The organism is uncultured Flavonifractor sp., from assembly GCF_944387675.1.
Lineage (GTDB): Bacteria > Bacillota > Clostridia > Oscillospirales > Oscillospiraceae > Flavonifractor.
The window spans coordinates 1-20,108 of sequence record NZ_CALXFV010000001.1 but is presented as its reverse complement, the minus strand read 5'-3'; the positions used below and the strand labels follow the sequence as shown (position 1 = coordinate 20,108).

Here is a 20,108-nt window from a genome sequence, read left to right as displayed (position 1 = left end):
ATGGGTACCGACCGCTATGCCTATCAGTCCCGCCTGCGCCGGGTGGCCCCTCTGCCCAAGCTGGTTCTGGCCGCCGCCGCCCTGGTGGTGTGCCTGTGCTGTGACAGCGTGTGGGTGGGCCTGACCACGGTGCTGGCGATGGGGATACTCATCACCGTCCTGGGAGGCCTGCCGGTCAAGGTGTACCTCCACTTTTTAAAGGTCCCGCTGGCCTTCCTGGTGGTGGGCGGAATCACCATTCTGATCCACAGCTACCCGACGGGAACGGCGACGTTAGCCGCCCTGCCGGTGGGAGAGCGGCTGTGGGGGTTTACCGCCGGTGACCTGGACCAGGCGGCCAGACTGTTCTGCAAGGCTATGGGGGCTGTGGGGTGCATGTACTTCCTCTCCCTCAATACCCCCGTTACCGATCTGACCATGGCCCTGGAGCGGCTGCGGGTGCCGCGGCTGGCGGTGGAACTGATGGAGCTGATCTACCGGTTTATTTTTGTGCTGGGGGCGACGGCGGCCAACATCCGCCTGGCTCAGGAGTCCAGATTGGGCTACCAGGGCTTCCGCCGGTCGGTCCGTTCCCTGGGCGAGCTGTCCTCCATGGTGTTTCTCCGGGCCTGGCGCAAGGCCCAGAGCATTTACACCGCCCTGGAGGCCCGGGGTTATGCCGGCAGCCTGGCCACGCTGGCCGGGGATTATACTCCCGGCCTGTGGCTGCTTCCCCTGACGGTGGCGATAGCCGGAGGGCAGCTGCTGGTGTACGGCTTGGAAAGGATGGCGGTGGGATGAATCCTGCGATTGAAACCAGGCAGCTGTGCTACGCCTATGAGGACGGCACCACGGCCCTGGATCACATTACCCTGTCCGCCCAGCGGGGGAGCATCACCGGCGTGCTGGGGTCCAACGGGGCGGGAAAGTCCACGCTGTTTCTCAACCTCAACGGGGTGTTTACCCCCCAAAGTGGTCAGGTGCTGCTGAACGGAGTGCCGGTGTCCTACGACAGGAAGGGGCTGACCGCCCTGCGCCGCCGGGTGGGCATTGTGTTTCAGGACCCGGACGACCAGCTTTTTTCCGCCGATGTGTACCGGGACGTGTCCTTCGGCGGGGTGAACCTGGGCCTGCCTCCGGAGGAGGTCCGCCGCCGGGTGGAGGAGGCCCTGGTCCGCACCGGTACCGCCGGGCTGCGGGACCGGCCCACCCACGCCCTGTCCTACGGGCAGAAGAAGCGGGTGGCCATTGCCGGGGTGCTGGTAATGGAGCCGGAGGTGCTTATTCTGGACGAACCCACCGCCGGACTGGATCCCCAGGGGGTGAGCGAGATCATGCGCCTGCTGGTCCGGCTGCGGGACAGCCTGGGCATGACGGTACTTATCGCCACCCACGATATGGACATCGTCCCCCTCTACTGCGATTACGCCTACCTGCTGGGGGGCGGCAGAGTGCTGCGGGGGGGAACGCCGGAGGAACTGTTTGCCGATCCGGAGGCGCTCCGGGCCAATCATCTGCGCCTGCCCCGCATTGCCCACCTGATGGAGGTGCTGCGGCAGGCCGACGGACTGGATACCCACCGCTCCGCCGCCACCATCGGGGCGGCCCGGCGAGAGATCCTGCGTCTGCTCAAGGAGGAAGAAAAGCTATGAATCAGGGGAAACTCTACGGGGTGGGGATGGGTCCCGGCGACCCGGAGCTGCTCACCTGTAAGGCACGGCGGATCATTCAGAATACACCGGTGCTGGCAGTGCCTGACGCCGGCCGGGGGGAGAAAACCGCCCTGGCCATCGCCGGGGAGCTGGCGGAGGGGAAACAGCTGCTGTGCTGTGCCGCCCCCATGGTCCGGGACGAGGCCGCCCTGGACCAGGCTTACGAGCGCAACGCCGACCTGGTATGCGCCGTCCTGGACGAGGGAAAGAATGTGGCCTTCCTCACCCTGGGAGACCCCACAGTGTACTCCACCTACCTCTACCTCCACCGAAAGGTGGCGGCCAGGGGGTACGAGGCGGAAATCATCCCAGGCGTCCCCTCCTTCTGCGCAGTAGCCGCCCGGCTGGGCATGGCCCTGTGTGAGAAAAGCGAGCGGCTGCTCATTGTTCCCGCCTCCCATAAGGATATGACCGACTGCCTGGATGTGGACGCCAACCTGGTGTTTATGAAGGCGGGCCGGGAGATTGGGGCGCTGAAGGACACCCTGGCCCGGCACGGACTTTTGGACCGGGCCTCCCTGGTGGCCAACTGCGGCATGGAGGGGGAGCTGGTCTGCCCCAGGTTTGCCGAGCTGGAGGCGGGCAGCGGCTACTTCTCCGTGGTAGTGGTAAAGAAGGGGGAACAGGCGTGAACTTGATTATGGCGGGCCTGGACTGGCACAGGGCGCCCATCGACCTGCGGGAGAGTCTCTCCTTTACCCGCAGCCAGGTGGTGGAGCTGAACCGGCGGCTGTGGCGGGACCCCGGGGTGGAGGGCTGCGTGCTGCTGTCCACCTGCAACCGCACGGAGCTGTATCTCTCCTGCGGCGACGGGGCCGGACCGGACGCCGCCGCCCTGCTGTGCGCCGCCGCAGGGGTGGCGTATGCCCCCCTTGCCGGTTCGTTTACCGCCTTTCAGGGCCGGGAGGCGGCCCGTCACCTGATGGAGGTGGCGGGGGGCCTGCGCTCCCAGATCTGGGGAGAGGATCAGATTGTCACCCAGGTCAAGGGGGCCATTCAGACCGCCCGGGAGGCGGGGACGGCGGACAGCGTGCTGGAGACTCTGTTCCGAAATGCCGCCGCCGCTGGCAAGGAGATGAAAAGCCGGGTACGCCTCACCGGGGTTCCCCGCTCCGCGGCCCAGAGCGGGGTGGAGAAGCTGGCGGAGGCCCTGGGCGGCCTGGCGGGCAGGCGGGGTCTGGTCATTGGCAACGGGGAAATGGGACGGCTGGCCGCCCAACTGCTCCGGGCCGCGGGCTGCGCCGTCACCATCACCCTGCGCAGCTATCACCACGGGCAGACGGTGGTACCCGCCGGCTGTGCCGTGGTACCCTATGAGGGGCGGTACGACGCCATGGAGGGGATGGACCTGGTACTCTCCGCCACCACCAGCCCCCACTACACCGTGGCGGCCTACCAGCTGGCCGAACTGGCCCGTCCGCCCCGTGTGCTGGCCGACCTGGCCATTCCCCGGGACATTGAACCGGCAGTGGGGGAGCTGCCCGGCTTCACCCTTTACAACGTGGATGACCTGGGTGTGTCGGTGTGCCGGGATATCCCTCCCCAGGCGGAGGAGATTGTGGAAAAATATCTCTCCCAGCTGGAGCAATGGGAGAATTACCGCTCCTGTCTGCCCGGGCTGGAGCGGGTAAAGCAGGCGGTGACCGCCCGGGTACTGTCCACCGACCTGGACGGACCGGAGGCCCGGGACCTGGTGGAGCTGGCGGTGAGCCGGGCGGTGGACCTGCTCTCCGGCAGCCTGCGGGAGAGTCTTACCCCGGAGGATCTGGAGCGGGCCGCCCGGAAGATCGAGGTCCATACCGCCGCCCGCCCCCGGTGGAGCCAGCCGGAGGAGCGCCCTTTTCGCTTCCCCCTGTTTGTGGACCTGACGGGCAAGCGGGCGGTGATTGTGGGCGGCGGCGCCGTGGCCTGTCGCCGGGCGGGGGTGCTGGTGCGCTTTGGGGCGGAGGTGAGTCTCATCGCCCCCCGGTGCAAAAGCCTGCCCCAGGGGGTGCGCTGGCTCCAGCGGCCCTATGCCGCCGGCGATCTGGCCGGGGCGGAACTGGCGGTGAGTGCCACCGACGACCGGGCGGTGAACCGGGCGGTGGGAGAGGAGGCCAGGGCGCTGGGCATCCCCGTCAGCGTGGCCGACGCCCCGGAGGAGTGTACCTTCTTTTTCCCCGCGGTGTGCGCCGGCCAGGGCATTGTGGCCGGTGTGGCGGGAAAGGGCGACGACCACGCCCGCACCGCCCGGGCGGCCAAGGCCATCCGAAGCGTACTGGAGGGATTGGAATGAGGACCATACGGGTGGGCAGCCGGGAGAGCCGGCTGGCGGTAATCCAGTCGGAGCTGGTGATGGAGGCCATTCGGACCCATCATCCGGACATTGCCCTGGAACTGGTGACCATGAAGACCACCGGGGACAAGATCCTGGACCGCACCCTGGATCAGATCGGGGGCAAGGGCCTGTTTGTCAAGGAGCTGGACGCCGCCCTGCTGGAAGGGCGGGCGGACCTCACCGTACATAGCTGCAAGGACCTGCCCATGGACATCGACCCCCGTATCCCTCTGGCGGGGTTTTCCCGCCGGGAGGACCCCAGGGATGTGCTGGTACTCCCCCGGGGGGCGGCGGAACTGGATAGAACCAAGCCCATCGGCTGCGCCTCCGCCCGGCGGGCGGTGCAGCTGAAAGAACTCTTCCCCGGCATGGATGTCGCTCCGGTGCGGGGCAACGTGCTCACCCGGCTGCGGAAGCTGGACGAGGGGGGCTTTTCCGCCCTGGTGCTGGCCGCCGCCGGCTTGAAGCGGCTGGGGCTGGAGGGGCGGATCAGCCGGTATTTTTCCGTGGAGGAGCTGATCCCCGCCGCGGGCCAGGGCATTTTGGCCCTCCAGACCCGGGCGGGGGAGGACTTGAGCTGCCTCAGCGGTGTGCTGGATGAGGCGGGTACCCTGTGCGCCTTGGCCGAGCGGGCTTTCGTCCGGGCGCTGGACGGGGGATGCTCCTCCCCCATTGCTGCCCACGCTCAAATTGAGGGCGGCGGGATTTCCATCGCCGGGCTGTATGTGGACGGGGCGGGCCGGGTGTTCCGAGCCGCCGTCACCGGCCCGGCAGACCGGGGAGAGGCGCTGGCCGCCGCCCTGGCAGACCAGATGAAGGAGGGCTGTCCATGCCTGGGAAAGTGACATTGGTGGGGGCGGGGCCGGGAGATCCCGGCCTGCTCACCCGCAAGGGACTGGAGGCCCTCCAAACCGCCCAGGTGGTGGTGTACGACCGGCTGGTGAGTCCCGCCATCCTGGCCCTGATCCCGGAGGCGGCGGAGGGAATCAATGTGGGCAAACAGGCCGCCCGCCACCCGGTCCCCCAGGAGCAGATCAACCAAATTCTGCTGGACAAGGCTCTGGAGGGGAAAAACGTGGTGCGCCTCAAGGGGGGCGACCCCTTTCTGTTCGGGCGGGGCGGGGAGGAACTGGAGCTGCTGGCTGCCCACGGTGTGGCCTTTGAGGAGGTACCCGGCATCACCTCCGCCATTGCCGCCCCCGCCTACGGGGGCATTCCGGTGACCCACCGGGACTGCTGCTCCTCCCTGCACATCGTCACCGGCCACCAGCGCCTGGGGAAGGAGCTGGACATCGACTTTACGGCCCTGGTGCGGACCCGCGGCACCTTGGTCTTCCTGATGGGTGTGTCCGCCCTGGAGGCCATCTGTACCGGGCTGCTGGCGGCTGGCATGGACCCGGCCACCCCCGCCGCCGTGGTGGAGCGGGGGACCACCCCAGCCCAGCGGCGGATTGACGCTCCCCTGGCGGAACTGCCCCGGCGGGCGGCGGAGGCGGCAGTGGAAAGCCCCGCCGTCATTGTGGTGGGGGCGGTGTGCGCCCTGGCCCAGCAGTTTGACTGGTTTGACCGCCTGCCCCTGAAGGGACGGACGGTGGTGGTCACCCGACCCCGTGAGCGCTCCGGCACCCTGGCCGCCCGGCTGCGGAAGCTGGGGGCGGAGGTGTGGGAATACCCCTGCATCGCCACGCACCCCCTGGAACCCTGCCCGGCGCTGGACCAGGTCATGGAGCGGCTGGGGGAATACGGCTGGCTGGCCCTCACCAGCCCCGCCGGGGTGGAGGTTCTGTGGCGCTGGCTGGCGGGACACGGGCGGGATGCCCGCGCCCTGGGCGGCGTGGGACTGGCGGCCATCGGTCCCGGCACCGCCCAGGCCTTGGCCGGACACGGCCTGAAGGCCGACTACGTCCCGGCGGTGTATGACGCCGCCCACCTGGGCGCCGGCCTGCCCGCCGGTGGGCGGGTATTGATCCTCCGGGCAGAGGAGGGTTCCCCCGCCTTGACAGCGGCCCTGGGGGAGCGTAACATAGCCTATGACGATGTGGCCACCTACCGCACGGTGTATGACAATCCCCGCTCCCAGGCGCTGCGGGCGCTGGTGGAGGGGGAGGAGACGACCCTGGTCACCTTTACCTCCGCCTCCACGGTGAAGGGCTTTGTCTCCTCCGTGGGCGCGGACGCCGACTTCTCCCGGATGGTGGGCCTGTGCATCGGCGCCCAGACCGCCGCCGAGGCGCAGAGGCAGGGCATCCCCGTGAAAACAGCCAAAGCGGCCACGCTGGACGCCCTGGTGGAATTGATGATGGAAGGTGTTTGAATATGGAACTGATCCAACGGCCCCGCCGCCTGCGGAGCAACGAGGGAGTGCGCCGTCTGTGCCGGGAAACCCGCCTGTCTCCCGACAGCCTCATTTACCCCATTTTTGTGGACGAGACCCTGAAGGGGGTCAGGCCCATTGAGGCCCTGCCGGGGCAGAACCACTACGGCCTTGACAGCGTGTGCCTGGCGGTGGAGGAGTGCCTGGCGGCCGGGGTAGGCCGCTGCATTCTCTTCGGCCTGCCCGCTGAGAAGGACCCGGTGGGTTCCTCCGCCTGGGCGGCGGATGGGGTGATCCAACGGGCCATCCGGGCCATCAAGGCCCAATATCCGGAGTTCTACGTCATTACCGACGTGTGTATGTGCGAGTATACCGATCACGGCCACTGCGGCATCCTCAACGGTCATGAGGTGGACAACGACAAAACCCTGGAGGTGCTGGCCAAAACCGCCCTCAGCCATGTGGAGGCGGGGGCGGATATGGTGGCCCCCTCCGACATGATGGACGGCCGGGTGGCCGCCATCCGGGCCATCCTGGACGGGCATGGCCATCCGACCACCCCCATTATGGCTTATTCCGCCAAATACGCCTCCGCCTTCTACGGCCCCTTCCGCTCCGCCGCCGGCTCCGCCCCCTCCTTCGGGGACCGGCGGGGCTATCAGATGGATCCCCACAACCGGAAGGAGGCCCTGAAGGAGTGCGCCCTGGATGTGGAAGAGGGGGCGGACATTCTCATGGTCAAGCCCGCCCTCAGCTATCTGGACGTGATCCGGGAATGCTCCGATGCCTTTGACCTGCCCATGTGCGCCTACTCCGTGTCCGGGGAGTATGCCATGATCAAGGCCGCCGCCGCGGCCGGACTGATAGATGAGCACCGGGTGATGTGCGAGTCCGCCCTCTCCGTCTTCCGGGCGGGGGCCAACATGCTCATCACCTACTATGCCAAGGAACTGGCCCAGGCCATTCAGAAAGGGGAGATCGGCTGATGGACCGCTGCGAGCAGCTGTATGAGCAGGCGGTGGAGGTCCTCCCCGGCGGAGTCAACTCCCCGGTGCGGGCCTACCGGGCGGTGGGCATGGCCCCCCGCTTTATCACCCGGGCCGACGGCCCCTGGCTCTGGGATGAGGATGGCAAGCGGTACATCGACTATGTGTGCTCCTGGGGACCCATGATCCTGGGCCACAACCACCCGGTCATCCGGGAGGCGGTGGAGCGGGCCGTGAAAGACGGCCTTTCCTTCGGCGCCCCCACCCGCCGGGAGGTGGAGATTGCCCGGCTGATGGTGGAGCTGGTGCCTGGCGTGGAGATGGTGCGGATGGTCAACTCCGGCACCGAGGCGGTGATGAGCGCCGTCCGCCTGGCCCGGGGCGCCACGGGACGGGACAAGATCATCAAGTTTGAGGGCTGCTACCACGGCCACTCCGACTGCCTGCTGGTGAATGCCGGCTCCTCCGCCCTGGCGGGTGGCCATCCCTCCTCCGCCGGTGTGCCGGAGGATATTGTGAAGCACACCCTCACCGCCCAGTTCAACGACCTCTCCTCTGTGGAGGCCCTGCTGGATGCCTGGCCCGGCCAGGTGGCCTGCGTCATTGTGGAGCCGGTGGCCGCCAACATGGGGGTGGTGAACCCCGATCCCGGCTTTCTGGAGGGCCTGCGGACCCTGTGCGACAAGTCCGGCGCCCTGCTTCTCTTTGACGAGGTGATCACCGGCTTCCGGCTGGCCCTGGGGGGCGCCCAGGAATATTTTGGGGTCAGGGCCGACTTGGTCACCTTCGGCAAGATCATCGGCGGCGGCATGCCGGTGGGCGCCTACTGCGGCAGCCGGGCGCTGATGGAACAGGTAGCCCCCTGCGGTCCGGTGTACCAGGCGGGGACCCTCAGCGGCAATCCGGTGGCCATGGCCGCCGGCCTGGCCCAGCTCACCTATTTGAAGGAGCACCCGGAGGTGTATGAGGACATTGCCGCCAAAGCGGCCTGGCTGGCCGCCGGCCTGCGGAAGGCGGCGGAGGAGGCCGGCGTACCGGTGGCGGTGAACCAGATCGGCTCCCTGCTCTCCCCCTTCTTCACCCCCACCGCCGTCACCGCCTTTGTGGACGCCAAGGGCAGCGACGTGGGGCGTTACGCCAGATATTTTCAGGGGATGCTGGCCCACGGTGTGGCCCTGGCTCCCGCCCAGTTTGAGGCCATGTTTGTCTCCGCCGCCCACACCCGGGCCGAGCTGGAGGCTACCCTGGCCGCGGCCAGGGCTGTGTTTCCAACCCTGTGAGAAACCCCCAAACGGGGCCGCTCAGGCGGTCCCGTTTGGGGGTTTGAAGTATTTAGCCGGCCGGGCGGCTCCGTGTAAGAATGAAGGAGGCCAGCAGAGAGACAAGGGGGACGGTGAGGATGATTCCCACCGACCCGGCCACGCTCTGGATGAGCTCAATGGCCATGGCGTCGCTGTTGATAATCTGAATCAGCGGATAGCCGTACACCTGGAAGAGGAGCAGTACGTTGAAGGAGGCGCCGGCGAAGGCCAGAATCAGGGTGTTGGCCATGGTACCCATGGCGTCCCGGCCAATGTTCATGCCGGAGCGGAACAGCTGCCCCGCCGTCAGGTGGGGTTCCACCGCCCGTAGCTCGCTGCACGCCGAGGAGATGGACATGGCCACGTCCATCACCGCCCCCAGAGCGGCGATGAGGATGCCGCTGACCAGCAGGCCCCGAATCTCCAGAGGACTGTCATAGGCCCGGAGTACCAGCTCCTCCGCCTCCGACATGTTGAAGCCGCTGATAGGGGTGAGCAGCCCCACCATCCAGGCAAACAGGCCGGCAGCCGCCACACCCCCCACACAGCCCAGGCCGGCGCACAGGGTCTTGCGGGTGAAGCCGGTGAGCATCAGCAGGGAGGCAGCCGCCGTCAAAGCGGCAATGGCAATGGCGGCGGGAATGGGGGGTGCTCCCCGGAGGACCAGGGGGATGAGCAGCAGCCAGATGCCTGCCAGGGTATAGGCCAGGCCCAGCAGAGCCATCAGCCCCTTTTTCCCGCCGATGGCCGCCAGCAGCAGGGCGAACACGGCGATCATCCCCGCCAGTACCGGACCCCGGTCATAGTTGGGGATGGAAATGATGTAGGGCGCGCCGCTGTCGTCGGTGTCCAGCCGGACAATGACCCGGGTACCCAGGGAACAGTCCACGTTGGCGTAGGCGGTCAGGTAGTTGACGCTCTCAAGGATAGCGCCCTTGTGCTCGCCGGTAAGGATCTCCAGCTCCAGCAGCTGGGAACCCACCCGCAGCCCCTCGCTCCACGCCTCGGGCTGGGCGTTGTCGGCCAGCACGTCGCTGACCCGGGCCACGGCGAAAGAGCGCTTTTGGGCGGCGGTAAGCGCCCGGTTCTCTTCGGTCAGCAGCAGGCAGCCCCCCGCCAGGATGAGAAACAGAAGCAGACCTGTGACAAGCCCGGCCACACGGCGGCGGGTCCACAGGGGGGCGGGCGGAGCAGTGGTTTTTCGGCCCATAGAAACGGGTCCTCCTCTCTAAAAGAGAAGCGGGCCGCCCGCTGCGGCGGGCGGCCCGCTTCTTGTGCTGTGGCTAGGAAGCTCAGAACTGCGCGGCGAAGCGGGCGAAGAGGGTGGCCACTTCGGCCCGGGAGATGGTGTTCTGGGGAGCCAGGCGGTTTTCGCCCACGCCCTCCACCAGGCCCAGACTTACTGCCCAGACCATAGCATCATAGGCCCAGCCGCTGACGGAGACGGCGTCGGCAAAGACGCTCAAATCGCCCTCTGCCGCCGGGCTGTCCACGTAGCGGTACAGCATGGTGACCAGCTGCTCCCGGGTGAGGTCGCCCTCGGGGCTGCTGCCGTCGGAGATGGCCTCTTCCATAGACCAGGTCTGGCCGGCCTCATACCAGGTGGTACCGGAGGAGGTATCCACCCCGGCATGCCGGGCAAGCATGGTCCAGCCCATGGCCCGGGTCATGGGGCCGGCGGGAGTGAAAGTGGAGGCGCTGGTCCCCTCAAACAGGCTGCGGCTGGTGACATAGTCGATGCTGTCCTTGGCCCAATGGGTGTCGGACACGTCGGTGAAGCTCTTGGCGTTGTCCACGATCTTGATGGTGTCCCCGTCAGACAGGGTGACGGTGATGCCGTTGCCGGACAGGGCTGTGTCTTTCAAAATCTCCTCGCTGCCGTCCTTATCCACCCGGATAGCCACGGTGCCGGAGGTAGCGTCCTTCACCGGGATTTCCACCTTGATGTCCGTCTTGTCCGCCAAATCCAGGGTGATGGAGGGGGCGGCGTCCATGCTGCCGGCGGCGGACTGCTGGGGCATGGAGACCAGGAAGCTCTCGCTCTTTTCCGCGGCGGCGCTGACGACCTGCTCAGGCACCTTCACGGTGGTCTCGCTGTTGCCGTCCTTGTCGGTGTTGGTAATGGTTGTGGTATTGTCGGGGAACTTGGTGGTGGCGGAGGAAGAGCCGTCGGGCTTGGTTACCGTGGTGGTGGTGGAGCCGTCGGGGTTGGTGACAACCTCCGTCTTGTTGCCGGAGGAGGAGCTGCCGCCGCCGGAGGAGCCGCCGCTGTAAGCCGGCGGGATATCCACTACCTCGGTGCCGCACGTGATCTCGGCCCGGTCACGGACGCGGATGCGGGGGGCGGGTCCGTCAAAGCTGTTGTCATAGGAGGACAGACCCACCACGGTGATTTCGTGGCCCACCGCCAGGTTTTCAATGGTCTTGTCCTGGGTGATGTAGCCGTCGATAAACACCCGGGCGTCATAGCCGCTCTCGTCCCGGACCATGATGGTCTGGATGGAGCCCTCCGCCTCGGCAAAGCTGACCACCACGCCCTGGAGCTGAACCAGGCTGCCCAGGTAGGTGGAGTTGGCCGCCTCTCTGGTGGTGATGGACTTGGGCGCAAGGGGCTCAACCTCGCCGATCTTCTCAATAGCGGTCACGTTGAGCTGCCGCTCTCCCTGGTAGGAGGAGGTGGTGCCGGTAATGCGGACTTTGTCGCCGATCTTGTAGTCCCCCGCCACGGGGAAGGCGTTGATGCCGGCGGTGTCGTCCTGGACGTAGATACAGTCGAAGAAAGCGGTGTCCTTGTCGTAGCCGGAGGCGTTGGAGGTGACCACGCCCTCCACTACGTACTTGATTCCCTCCTGCTTCTGGGCCTGTACCTCGGCAATTTCGGATATGGTGGTGGGATTGAGATAGTTGACCAGATTTTCGCAGATCTTGTAGTTGGAGTAGTTCTTCTCGGCGCCGGAGTCGCTGATGGTGGCCTGCACCTCGAAGTTGGACAGGAAGGCCGCGCCGGAGACCACGATCAGACCCTTGCCGCCGCCCAAATCCTCGGTGGCCAGCGCCAGCAGGCGGTCGGTACCGTCGCCGTAGGCATACTCGGGAATGGTACCCAGGCCGCCCCGGTTGTCCTTGTCGTCATCGGCGGAATAGCCGGTGTCGAAGGCGTATACCACCGGGGTTACGGTGTCGGGGATGGCGGTGGTGGGCTGTCCGTCCCCGTCCACCACGTGGATGGAGGCGCCGCCGTACTGGCTGAACAGCTCGGTGTACAGGTTGTCGTGGGGATTGTCCGCGTCAAACTCCACCCGGTCCAGCAGGAAGGAGTCGAAATTGTAGCTGCTCAGGTAGAGACGCTGGGGCTGGCCGCCATTGTAGGAGTCGTCCTTGAGCTCATCGTCGCTGATGCGCAGGTGAGAGCCCAGAGCCTCCAAAATCAGGTTCTGCTGGGCGGCCATGTGGTCCTCTGCGGGGAAGTCCTTGTAACTCTCGTAGAAGTCGCCCCAGCCGGCCACGATTACCGTGCCGCCGGCGGCGTTGAAGGCTGCGATGGCCTGAATCTCCTGCTCGGAGTAGCATACATAGGGGTCCCGCAGGCTGTCGCCGTCCCGGCGGGAGGGTGCGGTGAGCACCAGGGCCACGTACTTGCCGCCGTCGTTCTCGCAGGCGGCAATCAGCTCGTCGCTGGTGTTCAGCTGCACCGTACGCACCGAGTAGCCGGCGGCCAGGGTGCCGAAGTTGCCCATGGAGTCCTTGTAGTTGCCGTTGACGTACTCATTGTAGTGAGAGGCGTCAATGCCGATATACACCAGCTGGCTGGCGTCCAGGATGTCCAGAGTCACGCTCTTGGAATAGCTGTACGCGATGCCGCCCTCCTCAATGACGGCGGTGACGGTGATGCTCATCACCCGGGCCGTGTCGGGGACATAGCTCCAGTCCACAGCCAGGGTGCTGGAGGCGGGAATGGTGCGGGCGGTGTTGTCGGTGTACAGGGTCTGGCTGCCGCTGGTGTAGGTGATGGATTTGACGGTGGCTTCGGCCGTCTCACTGTTGAAGAGAGTGGTGGTGAGAGTGAGGGCCTCGCCGGTGACAGGGGTGGAGGTGCCGCACGCCACGGAGGAGATGCCCAGCTTCACCACTTCGCCCACCCATACCGGGGCAGTTACGGCGATGTCGCCGTCGCCCTGGGTGACCCGGATGAAGTAGTAGCTGTACTCGGCGGGGATGGTGCAGTTCAGCTCACCGGAGGCCAGCTGGGTGGGATCGTCCCAGGTGTAGGCCACCGCACCGGAATTGACCACCACTTCCACCTTGGAGATGGAGTCGGAGGAGTCGGGGTCGTACACGCTGACGTTGATAACGGCGCTCTCCGGGATCTCCTCAATGATGGAGCCAAGCATCTGGCCGTTGAGGGTATAGCTGATTTCCAGGTTCTTGTCCTCGGTGGCGTAGACCCGGTAGTTGCGGATGGCCTCGTAGATGCCCTCCTCGGAGAAGTCGTCGGTGAGGATCACGTCCCGGGCGTCGTTGGCGTTGCCCCATTTGCCCTTGTGATTGTCCTGGTTGTTGGTGGGGGCCAGGTGCCAGCCCTTGTCCAGGGCCATGATGTACTGCTCATAGCTGGGATAGTAGCCGCCGGCGCCGATGGCGCCCTCGCCGTTGCCTACCTCCACCAGATACATCCGGGTGTCAATGATGGGATCGTAGTAGCCGAAGTCGGCGAAGTTGCCGAAGGTGGTGCCGGGATGGTTGAACTGGCTGATGGAGTCCGCCAGGTTCTCATTGCTCAGCAGGGCGTAGTAGGCCTGCATCCCCGCGTCGGCGGTCTTGTTGTTCAGGGTGGTGTTGTTGCGGGAGACGATGCCGGGGGTATTGAAGGTGTTGATGTGGCCGGGGCCGCCGGACCAGGTCATCTCAAAGCCCGCCAGGGCCACAATCTCACCGGCATGGGCGGCGTTGAACGCGTCAATCTGTCCGGTGTAGGCATCCCATTTGGCCTTGCTCTCCGCCGTCATCTGGCTGATATCGTACAGGGCGGCCTCAGGGTTGGCGTCGGAGGTGCTGTCAAAGTAGTTGGAGTGATCGGTGAAGGCCACAAAGTCCACGTTGGCGCTCTCAGGCAGGCTGGCCACATAGTCCAGACCCTCCTGGAGGGTGCCCGCGCCGTCGGAGTACTCCTTGGTGTGGGAGTGGAGCTGGCCGAAGTAGAGCTGGTACTGGGCCTTGCCGACGGTGAAGGTCCAGGTGCGGGTGACGGACTTTTCGTCGGCCCGGGTGACGGTGGCGGTGACGGTGAGCTTGCCGTCGGCCAGGTCAGCCGTGGGGGTGTAGGAGGCTTTGCCGTCCTCCACAACGGGGGTGACGGCCTGCCCGCCCACCGACAGGGTAATGGTGGGATTCTCTCCGGCGTTGACGAAGGTGAAGCCGATTTCGGGGGCCTTGTCGTCGCCGGTCTGGGAACTGGGGGCGGGGAACACGTCGAGGATGTAGGGCTCGTCCTTGACAGGAATCTCAATGGAGCCGGTAAAGTCCACGCCCTTGGCGTCAGTGCCGGTGACGGTGACGGTGAGTGTACCCTCCTTCATGTCCCCGGCGGGGATGGTGATGGAGTAGACACCGTCCCCGCTGGCCGGTTCGGCCGCCGTCTCGCCGTATTTGACGGAGAGCTCCTGTACGCCGAACACGCTGTCCACGGTGAAGGTGAGGGTGTACGCCTGTCCCGCATAGGCTTCGGCCAGGGTACCGAAGCTGACCGCGGGTACGTTGACCACGCCCTCGGTGACGGTGACGCCATCGGCCAGGGGGTAGAAGAAGAAGGTGTAGATGTCCTTGCCACTGTCGCTGTACAGACTGTAGGTCTTGTAAGAGCCGCCGTAATACTCCAGATACTGGTCGTACTTGCCGTTGAATTTGGCGGTGCGGCTCATCAGATTGTACCCGCCGTTAAAGGCGGTTACGGTCCAGTCGGAGTCTTCCGTGGCCTCGGCCTGATAGAAGGCGTTGTTGCCGGTGCCGTTGGAGGAGAGATAGCCGTCGGCGGTCTTGAAGCGGTAATACTCCCCGTTTTCCTCCACGATGAACACCCGGGCGCCGTTGGCGGGGGTGGCCGCGCCGTCGGAAAGCGAGGCGGCGGCGGCGTTCACGGAGGGGCTGGTCTCATTGTCGTCCTGAGCGGCCAGCACGCCCTGGGCGCCCACGTTGTAGATGACAAAGGATTCGGGGAACTCCACCTCGCCGCTGGGAGGCTCTGGCAGCTCGGTGACCTCATAGAAGCTCAGGGCGAACATGCCCTCGCTGCCGGCAGCGATGTTGTAGTAGGCGCTCCAGGTGCCGTAGTTGTCCTGGTACTCCATGTAGGCGTCGCGGTCCGGATTCTTCACATACCACAGGCCGCCGCCCGCGTCCACCAGCTCCCACTTGTCAAACTTCTCCCCCAGCGTCATGCTGGTATAGCTGTCGGCCATGCCCAGGTTCTGCCCGCCGTAGGAGAAGGACCAGGTGCCGTCGCCGTTGTCGGTGACGGTCCACACGTCGGCGGCAGTAAAGCCGGTGAGGGTGCCGCCGGTCAGGGTAACGTCCGTACCCATGTTGTAGTAGTCGTTATAGGCGGTGGACAGGGCCTTGCCGTAGGCGGGATTGTAGATGACCACCTGCTCCCCGTTGTAGATGGGGCCGGCGGAGGCACCGGGCTTGGCAATCTCCCCGGCGATGGTGTTGCGCAGCTGGAGGGTGGTGTTGTACACGCCCACCGCCGCGGTGACGTTGACAACGTCATCCACCGCCACGGCCCAGGTGCCATCCTCATTCTTGTCCACCACGGCCTTGTAGAGCTGGATGGATTTGCCGTCGGTGTCCTGGAGGGTGATGTTGGGGCTAGTATACTGGCCGTTGTTGTCAAAGACCTCGGTAACGGTCAGATTCTGGATGGTGACATAGGTGCAGATGTCGGCCTCGGTGAGCTCCCCGATGGTCTTGACGGCGGGGGAGAGAGTGAGGCCGGAGGACTTCTCAAAGCTGGCGCCGGACAGCTCGGGCAGGCCGCTGTAAGTGGCCCGGTTGCCGGTGGCGATGACGGTGTCCCCCAGAGCCACGCCGGTGGGGCTGGAGGAGAGGTAGGCGCAGATGCCGCCGGTCTCATCCTGGAGGTAGAGGTTCTTGCCGTCGATGAGGGTGACCACGCCCTTGACGGTGAGACCCTCGGCGCCGTCCTCGGCGGCCAGGGCCTGGGCGATGGAGATGGTCTCCGGCTCGGGCTCGGCGGGGGCGGCGGGCTGAATCTCGCCGGCAATGGTATTGCGCAGCTGGAGGGTGGTGTTGTACACGCCCACCGCCGCAGTGACGTTGACAACGTCATCCACCGCCACGGCCCAGGTGCCGTCCTCATTCTTGTCCACCACGGCCTTGTAGAGCTGGATGGATTTGCCGTCGGTGTCCTGGAGGGTGATGTTGGGGCTAGTATACTGGCCGTTGTTGTCAAAGACCTCGGTAACGGTCAGATTCTGGATGGTGACATAGGTGCAGATGTCGGCCTCGGTGAGCTCCCCGATGGTCTTGACGGCGGGGGAGAGAGTGAGGCCGGAGGACTTCTCAAAGCTGGCGCCGGACAGCTCGGGCAGGCCGCTGTAAGTGGCCCGGTTGCCGGTGGCGATGACGGTGTCCCCCAGAGCCACGCCGGTGGGGCTGGAGGAGAGGTAGGCGCAGATGCCGCCGGTCTCATCCTGGAGGTAGAGGTTCTTGCCGTCGATGAGGGTGACCACGCCCTTGACGGTGAGACCCTCGGCGCCGTCCTCGGCGGCCAGGGCCTGGGCGATGGAGATGGTCTCCGGCTCGGGTTCCGGCTCCGGCTCGGGTTCGGTGGAGCCGGTACCCTCCACATACTGATAGAGGGTGAAATCACAGGGGTAGCCGGCATTGATGGTGGTGTTCTTGTAAGCCCGGAACTTGTTTTCCGTGTTCTTGTTGCTGGCCAGGGTCACGGTGTCCTCCCCGGTACCCAGGAAGCGGAAGGCCCCGTCGGCAAAGGTAAACGCCCAGGTATAGGTCCCATCCTGGATGCCGTTGTTGTTGCCGCCCTTGGGGGCAATCTGAACGCCGTTGGCGTCGGTGAGGGTAACGCCGTCGGCGGTAACCGCCACGTCCCACACCAGGCTGGCGTCCGGGTCAGTCAGGCTGTCGCCCTCGTCAGTGACCTGGAGGGTGCTGAGCCAGGTGCCGTCCAGAGCGCCGGCGGCGTAGCCGGTCTCCACGACCATGACATACTTGCCGTCGGTCAGCTCCTCCTGCGCGGTAATCTTGGTGAAGGTCCCCGTTTCCCCGGCGGCAAAGGCCGCCCCGGGCAGCAGGGAAAGGAGCATGGCCAGACAGAGCAGGGCGGGGAGAAGTGATTTTCGGACTTGTCTCATACTGGAATCATCCATCCTTCCTTTAATAAAAGCGTTACGGGCTGTCACGCGGTTCCAATGGGCTGCACGGGTGGTCAGCCTCCTTTCTTCCTCAAGCAATCCGGATGTTCTTATTTTAACAGATTATACTTCGCACCACAATATTTTCTTGGTAAGTTGACGTATAGAATCTGTAAATAACAAAAAGTAATTGTATGGATTTTACAAAAAAGAGGGCGGCCGGATAAAAATGGACGCCGTGGAATTCCCACGGCGTCCGATATGGAGGAAAGGTCAGCGGTCCCACTTTTCGATAAGCGCCCGCAGCTGATCGGCAAATTTGCCCAAATCCTTGTTGGTACCGCCCTTGTTGTGGGCGATGACCTCCATAAGCCTGCGGCCCACCTCCTCCAGCCGCTGGTAGGCGGGGGAGCCGCCGGCGGCAGGTGCCGGCTTTTTCTCCGGGGGCAGGCCGGGGGAGAGCATCTGGTTGGTGAGCAGGTCGTAGACCTCCTCATAATTGGGGGCGTGGGCGGCCAGACCCCGCTGACGCAGGGTGCTGGCGTACAGGTCGGCCACCTCCGCCTCCCCGTGGACCACAAAAATCTGCTTAGGCTGGGGGACGAAGGCCTCAATCCACCGCAGCAGCCCGTCCCGGTCGGCGTGGGAGCTGAGGCCGTGGAAGTTGACGATGCGGGCCTGAACGGCGATCTCCTCCCCAAAGAGCTTTACGGAGGAGACGCCGTTGAGCAGCCGGCGGCCCAGACTGCCCTCCGCCTGATAGCCCACGAACACCACGGTACACTCTGGCCGCCACAGGTTGTGCTTCAGGTGGTGGCGGATTCGTCCTGCGTCGCACATGCCGGAGGCGGAGATGATCACCCTGGGGGTTTTGTCCTCATTCAGGGCGCGGGACTCGGCGCTGCTCTCGGTGATGGCCAGGCCGGGGAACTGGAACAGGGCGCCCCCCTTCAAGGCGGCGATGGCCTCCTCGTCCAGATAACCGTGAAGGTCGCCGGAGAAGATGCGGGTGGCCTCCCCCGCCAGAGGAGAGTCCACCACCACCTGGAAATCGGGGACGCTTTTTACCAGGCCCTGCTCCTTCATCTCTCGGATAAAGTAAAGCAGCTCCTGGGTGCGGCCCACGGCGAAGGAGGGGATGATGACGTTGCCTCCCCTGCCCAGGGTTTCGTCAATGATGGCGGCCAGGTCGGCGGTGTAGTCGGGATTTTCGTCCATGTCGTGGAGCCGGTCGCCGTAAGTGCTCTCGGTGAGCACATAGTCGGCGTCCTTGATGTACTGGGGGTCGCGGATGATGGGCTGGTCCCGGTTGCCGATGTCGCCGGAGAAGACCACCTTCCTGGTCTGCTCCCCCTCGGTGAGCCACATCTCCACGCTGGCCGAACCCAGCAGATGGCCGGCGTCCACAAAGCGTACCTTCACCCCGTCCTCAATTTGCAGCCGGGTGCCGTACTCACAGGTGACAATGTGCTTGATGGCGGCCTCGGCGTCGGCCACGGTGTACAGCGGCTCCACCGGCTCGGCCCCCGCCCGCCGGCCCTTTTGGTTCTGCCACTGGGCGTCGCTCTCCTGAATGTGGGCGGAGTCCCGGAGCATGATGCTCAGCAGCTGGCCGGTGAGCCGGGTGCAGTAGATATTTCCCTCAAACCCCTGCTTCACCAGCAGGGGAATGCGCCCGGAGTGGTCGATGTGGGCATGGGTGACCACCACGGCGTCAATGTATCCGGCGTTGAAGTCCAGCTCCTGATTGTTCCGCTCATCCCTGCCCTGCTGCAAGCCGCAGTCCACCAAAATCTTCTTTCCGCCGCACTCCACGCAATGGCAGCTGCCGGTGACGGCATGGGCCGCGCCGAAAAAGGTCAGTTTCATGGGACACCTCCTTATGATCTTCTGTAAGGTGATTGTACCTCCAAAACCGACCGGTGTAAATAGTCGAACGAAGAGTAAAAAGGTCAGCCAGGCGCCTTGCGGCGCCTGGCTGAGGGAGGAAAAGGGGTGCGCTTGGTGAGAAAGATGCGTGTGATGAGAGAGAAGAGAGTGGTTTGCAGGGAGGATTTTATGGACAACGGCGGGTTATCCGCCGCAGGCCGCGGGGGGAAGGGAGAGCATCTGCCTGGCCTCGTCGGGAGTGGCCACGCTGCGGCCCAGCTCCTGGGCGATGCGCTTCATCTTGGCGATGGGTTCGGCGTTGGACCTGGCCAGTACCCCCTTGGAGAGGTAGAGGTTGTCCTCCAGACCCACCCGGACGTTGCCGCCCAGACAGATGGCGGTGGTGACCAGATCGAACTGATCCTTTCCGGCCGCCGCGCAGGACCAGAGGAACTGATCCCCCAGCACCTTCTGGGCGGTCTCCACCAGGAAATTCAGGTTGGCGATGGTGGCGGGCATGCCCCCCATCACCCCCAGCACAAACTGGAGTAAACGGGCGCCTGTACCAGGCCGCGCTTTAGGAAATAGGCGATGTTGCTGATCATACCGGTCTCATAGACCTCAAACTCCGGCTTGACCTGGTGCTGGCCCATGATGGACATGTAGTCCTCGATATCCTGGAAGGTGTTGGCGAAGGGAACTTGATAGGTGTTTTTCACAAAGGGAATCTCCCAGTCGAATTTGGGCTGCTTGATCTTGTCGGCAATGGGCGCAAAGCAGAAGTTGACCGAGCCGGCGTTGCAGGAGGCCAGCTCTGGCCGGGCGGTAGGCAGAGCGGCCAGCCGCTCCTGGCTGGTCATGCCGATGGCGCCGCCGGTGGTGATTCCGATCACCACGCCGCACCGCGCCCGCACGCCGTCCACCACCTGCCGCATCAGCTCCGGGTCGCCGGTGGGCTGTCCGGTTTTGGGGTCCCGGGTGTGGAGATGTACCACCGCCGCCCCCGCCTGACAGGCGGCCACGGCCTCGTCAATGATCTGCTCCGGGGTGATGGGCAGATAGGGGGACATGCTGGGAATGTGTACCGCGCCGGTAATGGCGGCGGTGAGGATAACCTTTTTTTCGCTCATAACAGGACTCACTGTTTCAGACTGAGGATCTCGCGGGCCTCGTCGGGAGTGGCCACCTGCTTGCCGAATTCCTCAATGACCCTGCGGGCGCGCTCCACGAACTGGAC

The 20,108-nt window shown here is 65.2% G+C and carries 12 protein-coding genes and 1 pseudogene; 8 read left to right on the top strand and 5 right to left on the bottom strand.

From position 1 onward, the window contains the following. Genes cbiQ through hemL form a run of 8 tightly spaced genes read left to right on the top strand, consistent with a single transcriptional unit; the run spans position 1 to position 8,588 of the window. Positions 1-780, top strand: coding sequence for a cobalt ECF transporter T component CbiQ (gene cbiQ, locus Q0J74_RS00065; protein ID WP_297208768.1), 780 nt, complete (start codon positions 1-3; stop codon positions 778-780). Continuing rightward, on the top strand, positions 777-1,631 hold the full coding sequence (locus Q0J74_RS00060; RefSeq protein ID WP_297208766.1) for an ATP-binding cassette domain-containing protein: 855 nt from the start codon (positions 777-779) through the stop codon (positions 1,629-1,631). The genes cbiQ and Q0J74_RS00060 overlap by 4 nt, the downstream gene beginning before the upstream one ends. After that, positions 1,628-2,323 (top strand): precorrin-2 C(20)-methyltransferase, encoded by a 696-nt coding sequence (cobI, locus tag Q0J74_RS00055; protein ID WP_297208764.1) that lies wholly within the window; start codon positions 1,628-1,630, stop codon positions 2,321-2,323. The genes Q0J74_RS00060 and cobI overlap by 4 nt, the downstream gene beginning before the upstream one ends. Then, entirely contained in the window at positions 2,320-3,966 is a 1,647-nt protein-coding gene (locus tag Q0J74_RS00050; protein WP_297208762.1) for an NAD(P)-dependent oxidoreductase, read from the top strand. Before cobI ends, Q0J74_RS00050 begins: the two co-directional genes overlap by 4 nt. Beyond that, entirely contained in the window at positions 3,963-4,853 is an 891-nt protein-coding gene (hemC, locus tag Q0J74_RS00045) for a hydroxymethylbilane synthase (protein WP_297208760.1), read from the top strand. The genes Q0J74_RS00050 and hemC overlap by 4 nt, the downstream gene beginning before the upstream one ends. Further along, a complete protein-coding gene (gene cobA, locus Q0J74_RS00040) occupies positions 4,838-6,322 on the top strand; it encodes a uroporphyrinogen-III C-methyltransferase (protein ID WP_297208758.1) in 1,485 nt (494 codons plus the stop codon). The genes hemC and cobA overlap by 16 nt, the downstream gene beginning before the upstream one ends. A 2-nt stretch (positions 6,323-6,324) precedes the next feature. Continuing rightward, complete coding sequence (hemB, locus tag Q0J74_RS00035; protein ID WP_297208756.1) at positions 6,325-7,308, top strand: porphobilinogen synthase; 984 nt, start codon at positions 6,325-6,327, stop codon at positions 7,306-7,308. Beyond that, positions 7,308-8,588: a glutamate-1-semialdehyde 2,1-aminomutase gene (gene hemL / locus Q0J74_RS00030; RefSeq protein ID WP_297208754.1), complete on the top strand. Its 1,281-nt coding sequence runs from the start codon at positions 7,308-7,310 to the stop codon at positions 8,586-8,588. Before hemB ends, hemL begins: the two co-directional genes overlap by 1 nt. Positions 8,589-8,640: 52 nt before the next feature. Here hemL and Q0J74_RS00025 read toward each other — a convergent pair whose 3' ends face one another. The 5 genes and pseudogenes from Q0J74_RS00025 to Q0J74_RS00005 all read right to left on the bottom strand — a co-directional run bounded on the left by Q0J74_RS00025 (position 8,641) and on the right by Q0J74_RS00005 (position 20,099). Further along, positions 8,641-9,819, bottom strand: a complete 1,179-nt coding sequence (locus Q0J74_RS00025; RefSeq protein ID WP_297208752.1) for a YibE/F family protein — start codon at positions 9,817-9,819, stop codon at positions 8,641-8,643. 82 nt (positions 9,820-9,901) lie between these two features. Then, complete coding sequence (locus tag Q0J74_RS00020; RefSeq protein WP_297208750.1) at positions 9,902-17,002, bottom strand: S-layer homology domain-containing protein; 7,101 nt, start codon at positions 17,000-17,002, stop codon at positions 9,902-9,904. 273 nt (positions 17,003-17,275) lie between these two features. Continuing rightward, positions 17,276-18,871: an MBL fold metallo-hydrolase RNA specificity domain-containing protein gene (locus Q0J74_RS00015; RefSeq protein ID WP_297208748.1), complete on the bottom strand. Its 1,596-nt coding sequence runs from the start codon at positions 18,869-18,871 to the stop codon at positions 17,276-17,278. Between the two features lie 204 nt (positions 18,872-19,075). Then, positions 19,076-19,941 (bottom strand): annotated as a pseudogene (locus Q0J74_RS00010) (3-keto-5-aminohexanoate cleavage protein). 68 nt (positions 19,942-20,009) lie between these two features. Then, on the bottom strand, positions 20,010-20,099 hold the full coding sequence (locus Q0J74_RS00005) for a 3-keto-5-aminohexanoate cleavage protein (protein ID WP_363315537.1): 90 nt from the start codon (positions 20,097-20,099) through the stop codon (positions 20,010-20,012). Between the last annotated feature and the right edge of the window lie 9 nt (positions 20,100-20,108).